The sequence below is a fragment of the Clostridium sp. UMB9555A genome (genome assembly GCF_030222355.1).
Lineage (GTDB): Bacteria > Bacillota > Clostridia > Clostridiales > Clostridiaceae > Sarcina > Sarcina perfringens.
In genome coordinates this window covers 1-9118 of sequence record NZ_JASORQ010000021.1, presented here as the reverse complement: position 1 = coordinate 9118, position 9118 = coordinate 1, and the positions used below count along the sequence as shown (strand labels likewise).

Below are 9118 nucleotides of genomic sequence, written 5' to 3'. Positions count from 1 at the left end.
GCTATTAAAATAATCATCTTTATTAAAGTTATTACGAATAATACACATACAGATACTAACTTAGTATTTATGCCATTCTTTGAAAATAACTCCTTATTAAATTTTTCATTTATTGACTCTAAAGCTTTTTCTCTTTCATCACTACCATAAGGCTCTGATAATATCTCTTTAGAATAGTCTATTGCCTCTTTATTAGCTCCATTATTATTATCACTATTTTTACTTACTAATTCTAACTTACCATCAAATTCTAGCATTACCCAAGGTTGTTGAACGAAATTCCCCCATAAGGTTCCTACAACAGTTTTAGAATAATCTTCTAATGAACCCTCATTATTATTATCTTTTCCATTTATAGCAACTATAGCACTAGTTCCTATAGTCTTAGAAAACTCCGTTGTTTTAGATAAGAAGCCAACTGCTCCATTGCTTAGAAAAGCTGTTGTTGCATATATTATGGCTACTGCTAATATTTGTGATCCTATGGCACTAAAATTCTTTTTATATAGATTATAAACTATTGAAAACAATGAAATCATAAATACTATCATAAAGAAATTGTTGAAAATCCCATTATTTAGAGAACCTAGCACACTATTTAATTGATTTGCAAAGCCTGCAGCTATATCATTTGTGAAGCAAAATCTAAATATATTTACTCCAAACCAACTAATCATTACTATTCCGCTAAATACTATGTTAGTTAATCCTGTTATAGCCTTATCTATAAGCTCCCAACCATGAGTATCTATAATATCTAAGGCATAGTTATTTCTATATTTATCAGCAATAAACTGCCCCCAACCTTCCTGAATACTTTTATAAGGATCATCACTATTACCATAGCTTAAAAATCCATCTGCATAAGCAACTTTAGTTAAACAATTATAAGCTATAACAATAGTTGCAATTATAACTATGGCTTTTAATATATTTTTATAAGTTAATTTATTTTTCAAATACAGAAATTTACTATATATATTAATCTTCACATTCTCCATTTCACACCTCCGATTAATGTTCGTAAATTTATAAAAAGTACCTGGATAATTATCAATATTTTTAAAAACATCCAGGTACTTTTCTTCTTAAAGCCGAAATTTTATTCTACGACTCTTCTTACATTTCCGTTAAAATATCTGCTCCAATAAGCACTATTTAGGTCTCCAATACTTACTCCTTGAGTAGAACTATCATTTAGGAATTTTCCATTTCCAAGGTAGATTCCGATATGGCCGTTCCTTCCAGCAGTATCGAAGAATATTAAGTCTCCACGCTTCATTTCACTTGCAGGTACAGGTTTACCCATGTTTATTAATGACCATGTGGTTACACTTTCTCTTGGCCCTAAAGTTATTCCTGCAGATGCATAACAATAATGTACTAAGGAACTACAATCAAATCGTCCTGCATCAACGTCAGCTTGGTTACGACCGCCTCCCCAAACATATGGAGATTTACCAACCCACTTCATTCCAGCTTCTATTGCTTTTTCTATAACATCATTCCCTACAACATCTCCGTTCATATCGTAAAGATTTAGCCCAAAATCATTTATTACCTGGATTAATTGGTTTGCATAGTTTGGATCTGTTGCATACCCCGCTTTTTGTATACATTGAGCTTGCTCTATATAGTTAGTTGCGTCCAGGACTCCATTTTCTTTATATCTAGAATTTTCTACAAAGAATTTACCATGATCTATTACAGATTCATTCCAACTTTCGTAAACTCTCCACCTTGCTATAATAGTTATTATTCCACCATTAACATGCTCCTGAGTTGGCATTTCTAAAACTTTTCCCTTCCATCCAGAGTCAGCTTTTATACCAAATAAATTATTAGCTTTTATGGCCAACCCAGATTTTCCCCAACCACTTTCTAATATAGCTTGTGCCAGGGTTATTGATGGAAATATTCCTGTTTCTTCATAGGATTGCTTCGCTCCGGAAACAATCTGACTTATAAAATTAAGCTGCTCTTCCGTTAAATTAGGATTAGGATTTACTGGAGTTGGCTGTTCACCACTTCCCCCTATAATTAAGAAAAAAAATAGAAGTGGAAATATCAAAGATATTATTCCACTCCATATAAAAAGCTTTTTCATTAAGAAACATCCTCATAGTTTAAGGTATCTTCTGGTGTTGTACTAAAACACTCTATAAACTGTTCAAAAACAGCATCAAATTCTATTACTCCAACCCTTCCGTCTAAGTCTTGGAAAACAGCTTGCCTATTTTCTAATTCCATAAGCATTTTAATATTTTCTTCAGTAACGCTTTTATTCATAAATTCAAGCATTCTCTTTGCTTCATCTCTATTATTAGTTTTAAAACATAACTTGTATGTTATAGTATTTTTAATTTCTTCTGTTGGAATGTCAAGGACTGAATGCCCGTTAAATATACATCCAACATTTAAGGATCTTCCCTGTCTTGCTAAAAAGTCATATAATTTTCTACCTGCTGCAGAATTTTTTAAAAACCATGATTCATCAAAGAGTATTAAGTCGAATGTATTTCTTTTTTTCATTGCAAATTTCTTCGTAAAACTTCCCATAAGCATCATTAAACAAGAACTTAATTTTTCTTCTTCAGAATATTCTTCCTTCTTTGTACCTTGATCTGGAATTGTTAGATTATCTATTTGAAGAATATTTAGTCTATTGTCTAGATTAATAGCTTTTTCAGTCCCATCTCCAAAAATAAGTTTAGATAAACCTACATCCTTTGATGCATTTAGTTTTCTTACCAAACGCTCTGCTTCTTTTTTATAGGCATCACTATCTGATACATCGTTAATCATTTCGATTAGTCGTTTCATTGAAGGTCTTTTTTCATCCTTCATTTTATTTAGAGTTTCTTTTAAAATTATCTTTTCTTCTTCATTTGTGTTTGCAATCTCAACTATTATATTAAAAGCTAGGTCACAAGCTTCGTCTATATTATCATTGTAAAGATTAAATGGATCTAGTTTACCCTTATCTTCATCGTTAGGTGTTAATCTAACTATACTTATTAAATCTCCCATAAAATCTAGTTTAGCAGCCCAATGTGACCTTTCACTTTTAGGATCAAAAATAAGTGCGGAACTACCGAAAAGCACGTGTAAAACTACAATTAAGTTAGCATTAAAAGATTTTCCACCACCTAAGTTACCGTATATGCCCATAGCAGGTGATTTATTTAACTTTGTAGCTCTTCCCATGTATAAATAAACTTTTCTATTACCATTTACTGTATAACCTATATAGGCTCCTACGCTATCTCCTAAATGGTCACTAGCTCCAAATACTCCTCCCGCTAATGTTTCCATTGGAACTAGCTGTATGAAGTCTCTATTATAATTAGAGTTAGCAGGTATAAAATCTAAGAAAATTCTGTATTGGTCTGTATGTGGATTTATAAGCTCAAATTTTAGTGATTTATTGAAATATTCCATAAGAACTTTTGTATTATTTCTAACTATTTTCTCCTTTGTGGAAGCTAAACAAATACTTATACTTGTTTCGATTATATGTTTATTTCTCTTTACTTCCTTTTCTAACGACTCTGCGGCCGCCTTCGCTTCGTATTCTTCATCGGATGGTATATGTCCTCCTTGAAGTGCTTCATTTACCTGTGCATTTATCTTAGCAGCTTTATTTTTTATCTTACTTTTACTTTCTTCCGCAGAAAACTTTTTTATGTGGATGCAGACCTCTGCACCAATATTCATATCCTGGATTAACTTTATATACTCAACGCCTGGAAACTCCATACTTGGAATATTGTTTATGGCCAAGAAAGTCTGATAACTTGTAAATCCATCATTTTGTATTTTTAATATTTTATCCCCTTGCTCTATAAGACCAGTAACTCTATTTTTATAGGCATTTCTTAAAGGAATAATAACTTTTTCCTCATCTTGCTCTACTTCTAAGCAGTTATCACTCCACTTAACAAGCTCATCCGCTGATTGATGACCACGTTTAGTAACCCTGGCACTTAAACTATCTATTTCACTTTTTCTTAAAGGGCGTATATCAAATCTCATAGATTGTATTTCTAAAAATTCTATAGACTTTTTCTTATAAATTCTAAAGTCTCTTTCAGATATAGTTTTCTGAGATATGCCTAAAAACTCATTTAAAGCCTTTTTAGGGCTTTTTATCATATACTCGAACATTTCCCCTCCTTTAGAAATAAAATCCTTATCGTCGCCTTTTAGAAGGGAAATAAATATATATGTGTCATATTCTAATGTTTTATCCCCGGCAATAAACTCATTTTCTTCAGTAACAGGATTAAATATATATCTATCCTCAGCTCTTTCTTCTAAAATTTCTATAGTTTTCTCAGCTAAAATTGTTGAAACTTCTTTCAAAGGATCATCTTCCTGAATTTTATTTATCATAGGTCTTATGGATCTCTCACAATCCACCGCTCTTGGAATTAATAAAATTTGAGCTTCACTAGGTATTTCTTTTATAAGTTCGGTTAAACTATCTAATATCCTAATTTTTTCACTATTATTACAAGAACTATATTCAAATCCATTAAGTTTAAATCCTGCATAGCAGACTTTATTATTAAAAATCAAATTTTCCTTAACAAAATTTATAGGAAAATTAAATTTGTTACTTTTCATCTTAAATACTCCTTTCAAACTTAGAATAAAATAAAGAGAGTTAGTTTAGACTAACTCTCTAAAATCTTTCTATAAATCTAAAACTTTCTAAATTTTCTCGAATCTCAAATCTTTCTATTTTAGATTTTTTTATATTTTGAAACTGTACAAGTCTTAATAAATACTTATGCATTGGTTTTCCATCTATTTTTTTATTTTTGGCTATATAGGCTATACCTAAAGGTAGTGCCACATACTTATATATAAAATTTATGTGTATTCCAATTGTAGCATCTATAATAGCAACTAATGTTAATGCTGCTAAAAAATAAACTGTAGTAGTTATAGGAACTGGAAAAGGTATTGTAGTATTTCCTAATCTATAAATTTTAATTTCAAAGTTCTTAAGCTTATTATAGCTTCTTAAAATTTTTCTTTCTTCTTCCATAAAAATCTCCCTCTAAAAACCCAATATTGTTCTAACCCACTCACCAAATATTTTTATTATATCTGGTTGAGCAATAACTACAATTACCAATCCACCTACAACTAAAACAACTACTATACCTGCAATACTCTTTTTAACAAGCTCTTTTATTAAAAGAAATCCAACTACAACAAAGGATATAGGTAATAAAATATTGTTTATTACATTATTTTTTATATTTCCTCCATCTATACTAGCATATGCATAAGTGTTATAGGTTGTCATAAAAGCTATTAATGCTACAAAAAATCCTTGTATTCTTAACTTGTGTAATTTTACTTTCTCTGCTGCTTTCTCTTTTAAATTCTTAAAATTTTTCATAATAAATCCTCCTAATTATTGCTTTTATTTAAATCTATGTTTGAAGTCCTTGGCTCTAAAGTTTTAACTAAGAACTTATCTCCTTCTTGAACTACAGTAAGGTTAAACCCTTGTTTTATTGCATTTCCAAAGGAATCTACATTTAAGTCTACAATTGCCAAGAATTCTTTATCACTAAGCTTATAAATATTTATTCTATCTATTTTATTGAAAGAGAACTTTTGGCCTGCTCCCTTAATATCTGCTCCATCAACTAAGAAATAATCTATTTGTGTTTGATTTTGCTCGTAATATGCCTTAAAGAATTGAGATACACTATCTGTAATCTTTTTGGTTTTATCAGCATCATTTTCGCTAGTTCCGGAGAACTCTTTATTTTTGAAATAAGCTTTCTCTGGTGGAGCTGTCATTACTGGTAATGCATCCACGGCCATATTCATATCTTTATCGAAAACTATAGGAACTTCTAAATAGTAATCAACTAAATTAGTATCATATTGAAGTTGGTCCTGTGGAGTTTGCTCTTGGCCAGCTTTAGGTGTATAAACTCTTACTCTAGCTTTAACACTTACGTTAACTTGATTTTCAGAATATTTTTCAAAATAAAAAGCACTAGTATAAATGACATCTGAATAAGTTCCATTATTCATCTCATTTGCTAGTTGCTCTGTAGTGTACTTTGTTATTCTATTTACAAAATCTTGAGTATTACTAGGATATCTAGAAAAATAATCCCATGCAAATTCTTCAGCAAAAGAAAAGGCTTGAGTTTCAAGTGAACTTTGCTTCTCCATATTATTTAATATCTTTTCATTTTCTTTTTTCAAAGCTTCAGATTGATTACCTTTAAAGACTGAAACGCCACCCCTAAAACAAAGAATACCTATAAGAACCCATATAAAAGCTCTTGCTATTTTAAAAGGCATTACGCTTACTAATTTTTGCTCCTTAACATCATTAACCTGCTTATCTAAATTGGCAACTGAATCTTCAAGATTCATATTAGTTTTATCTTTTTTTCTAAAGAAAGACTTTTTTTCTTTCTTCTCTTTTTTCGGCTTAGTATTTTCTTTATTTTTTCTAAACACAATCCTCACTCCTATCTTTAATTACTATGCCATAGTAATTCTTTTTCTTTTCTTTATCTTTGTAAATATCAAGATTTACATTTAAATTTTCTTTTCTTGCAGAACGACAAAGATCTGCTAATGCCTTTTCAAAATTTTCTATTACACTATTTTTCATTTTCATCACACCCTTTTAATTAAAAATTACTAGCATCCCAATCTTTACTTGATAGAATATCTGTTTTATTTTTAGATTTTAATTCTTTGTTTACATCTTGCTTTTCTTGTTTTAAATCTTTATTTACATCTATTTCTTGTTTTATTTCATCAAAACTTTTATTCTCAACAACTGAAATATTTTCAACTGGAGCATCCTCAATTATTAAATCATCATCTGAAGATTTGATTGAAATAAATTCATCTTGAGACTTTTGTCTTTCAACTTGCTCTGGCTTAAAATCTTTATCATCATTAAAATAATAAGCTTGGAACTCAATAGTGTTTGCATCTACCTTAAATAAAAATCTACCTTTTATCTCTGGAAGCTTTTTAGCTTTATTATTTCCTAAAACTATTTCTGAAACTGGACCATCTGCAAATCTACCACATACTCTAACAGTAACGTTATTTTTAATTTGACCATTCATAACATTAGCATCTGGTCTTTGAGCTCCTAAAACTAAATTTATACCTGATGCTCTAGCTGTTCTTGCCAATGTAGCAATACAATAACTTATTTTTTCTAACTTAGCTTTGGTTTCTTTATCAACTCCTGAGCTATCCATAAGTTGAGCCATCTCATCTATAAATACAACTTTTCTTTTTAAATGAGTTTTAAATTTTTTATTATATTCTTTTAAGTTCTTAACTTTAGCTTCCCTAAATTTCTTTAGACGATCTGTATTCTCAACTATTAAAGTTTCTAAAAGCTTTAAAGTTTCATCGACTTCGGTCATTACCTTACCGATTTTTTCATAGTCTAAACCGAACTCGACGCCAGCTTTAAAATCTATCATATACACATCTGCACCTTGACAATATACTTGCCATAAAAGACATCTCATAAGTACATATTTACCTGATCCAGTTTGACCAGCAACTAAAACGTGTGGTTGTTCATCTAAATCAATTTTTATTTCACTTGAAATACTCTTACCAAAATTTAATACGCCTTCCTCACGAATTAGATCATTACTCCATAAAAGCTTCTCAGAAACTTTAACACTTCCCTCCAAAGCATTCATTTGAACTGTCTGTTTGTCTACACCTTGAATAATTTCAAAGATAGTTTTATTTAATCTAGACTCCATTAATCTGGCTTTAGGTTGCCAATCATCTAATGGAATAAATGTTTTAAAAAAGTATTGGTCAATTCCAGTTAATTCATCATGTTTAATATTAATTAATTTAGGTGTATTACCTGAAATATCTATAAAGCCCATTTCTTCAAAAGCTTTCTTAAATTCTTCCTCAACCTTATCTCCTTTTCTATTAACAAAGGAGATTATAGCCATATAAAATAAAGGAGCTATAAAGGTTGAAAAATATATTATTTTAAAATAAAATTTAGTGTCTACAAGAAAGTAATCACTTTTAATTCTTGCAACTATAGGAATTAAAAAACTTAAAAAGAAACCAATAAAAAGCTTTTTATTCTTCCATGATTTTTTAAAACCTAATCCAACTCTAAAAAAGAAAATTCTTAGAACATTTGCAATCTCATTTATAATTGCGTTTAATCCATTTTCTATTTCTTGATTAACTTTTTTCTCCCAATCACTACTCAAAAAAATCACTCCTTCCTAAAAAAAGATAATAAAAATAAGAGTACTTATAAAAAGCACTCTTATTTAAACTTTAATCTTACTATTCAAATAAATCTTAGTAGTATCACTTCTAGTATGACGTAACTTTATTCTAGTTTTATCTAAAGCCTCACTTCTTGGAGAATCATTTTCTAATTCTTCTTTGTATGTTCTTTTAGCAAATCCCCTTCGCAGATCATGACACTTTATTCCCATTTTAGTAGCTTGTTCTTGTAAGTATCTCATATGTGGAAATACTCTTTCATCTTCATTCTTAGTTTCAATAAACTCACTAATATTTTTAGATAAATATTTATTTTCAAGTTCAATAGAACAAAGTTTATTTCCTTTAGCTTCTCTAAGGTTAATAGTTATTAAGTTTTTATCAAAAGAAAAATCATCTTTCTTTAGAGCTGCAACTTCATGAACACGAAGTCCCGACTCTAACATTAGCTTATAAGCTAATCTATAATTTTTCTTTCTAACTCTATTAACTTTTCTTTCAATATCAATTAAATTTTTCTCTGCAGTAGGTTTACGGTTATTCTTCTTTTTATTTTTAATAATCTCTTTTAGTTCATCTTCAGAAGGAAAATCAATATCAATATTATGTTCTTTTAAAAATCTAATAGCATTAACACCAGCAGACAATTTAGTTTTAAATTTAATTGAATTTAGATTGTCTAGAATTTTATCTTTAGTAATAACAGAAACATCATCAAGGTTATTAAAATTTTCAAAAATTTTATTAAGAGCTGAGTTTCTATCTCTAATAGAATTTTTACTTAAAGAAGAATCAGAATAAATAATATTTTTCATTTCTTTTTTAA

The 9118-nt window shown here is 29.4% G+C and carries 8 protein-coding genes and 1 pseudogene; all 9 read right to left on the bottom strand.

The window, feature by feature from the left end:
- Positions 1-1001: pseudogene (locus QP548_RS16695) on the bottom strand (TcpH); the annotation flags it as partial.
- A 101-nt stretch (positions 1002-1102) separates the two neighbouring features.
- On the bottom strand, positions 1103-2107 hold the full coding sequence (locus tag QP548_RS16690) for a glucosaminidase domain-containing protein (protein WP_011428924.1): 1005 nt from the start codon (positions 2105-2107) through the stop codon (positions 1103-1105).
- Positions 2107-4629: an ATP-binding protein gene (locus QP548_RS16685; protein WP_061429484.1), complete on the bottom strand. Its 2523-nt coding sequence runs from the start codon at positions 4627-4629 to the stop codon at positions 2107-2109. The genes QP548_RS16690 and QP548_RS16685 overlap by 1 nt, the downstream gene beginning before the upstream one ends.
- Before the next feature lie 58 nt (positions 4630-4687).
- The gene (locus QP548_RS16680; RefSeq protein WP_061429485.1) at positions 4688-5056 is read right to left on the bottom strand and encodes a TcpE family conjugal transfer membrane protein; all 369 of its coding nucleotides are present in this window, start codon (positions 5054-5056) and stop codon (positions 4688-4690) included.
- A gap of 12 nt (positions 5057-5068) precedes the next feature.
- Positions 5069-5416 carry a conjugal transfer membrane protein TcpD gene (gene tcpD / locus QP548_RS16675; RefSeq protein ID WP_061429486.1) on the bottom strand — a complete coding sequence of 116 codons (348 nt, stop codon included), beginning with the start codon at positions 5414-5416 and terminating at the stop codon, positions 5069-5071.
- An 11-nt stretch (positions 5417-5427) separates the two neighbouring features.
- The gene (locus QP548_RS16670; RefSeq protein ID WP_003470009.1) at positions 5428-6504 is read right to left on the bottom strand and encodes a conjugal transfer protein; all 1077 of its coding nucleotides are present in this window, start codon (positions 6502-6504) and stop codon (positions 5428-5430) included.
- On the bottom strand, positions 6497-6661 hold the full coding sequence (locus tag QP548_RS16665) for a hypothetical protein (protein WP_164472947.1): 165 nt from the start codon (positions 6659-6661) through the stop codon (positions 6497-6499). The genes QP548_RS16670 and QP548_RS16665 overlap by 8 nt, the downstream gene beginning before the upstream one ends.
- A gap of 19 nt (positions 6662-6680) precedes the next feature.
- Positions 6681-8279: an FtsK/SpoIIIE domain-containing protein gene (locus QP548_RS16660; protein ID WP_284905660.1), complete on the bottom strand. Its 1599-nt coding sequence runs from the start codon at positions 8277-8279 to the stop codon at positions 6681-6683.
- Between the two features lie 54 nt (positions 8280-8333).
- The coding region (gene tcpM / locus QP548_RS16655; protein ID WP_284905659.1) for a MobM family relaxase TcpM at positions 8334-9118 on the bottom strand (785 nt) is incomplete at its 5' end.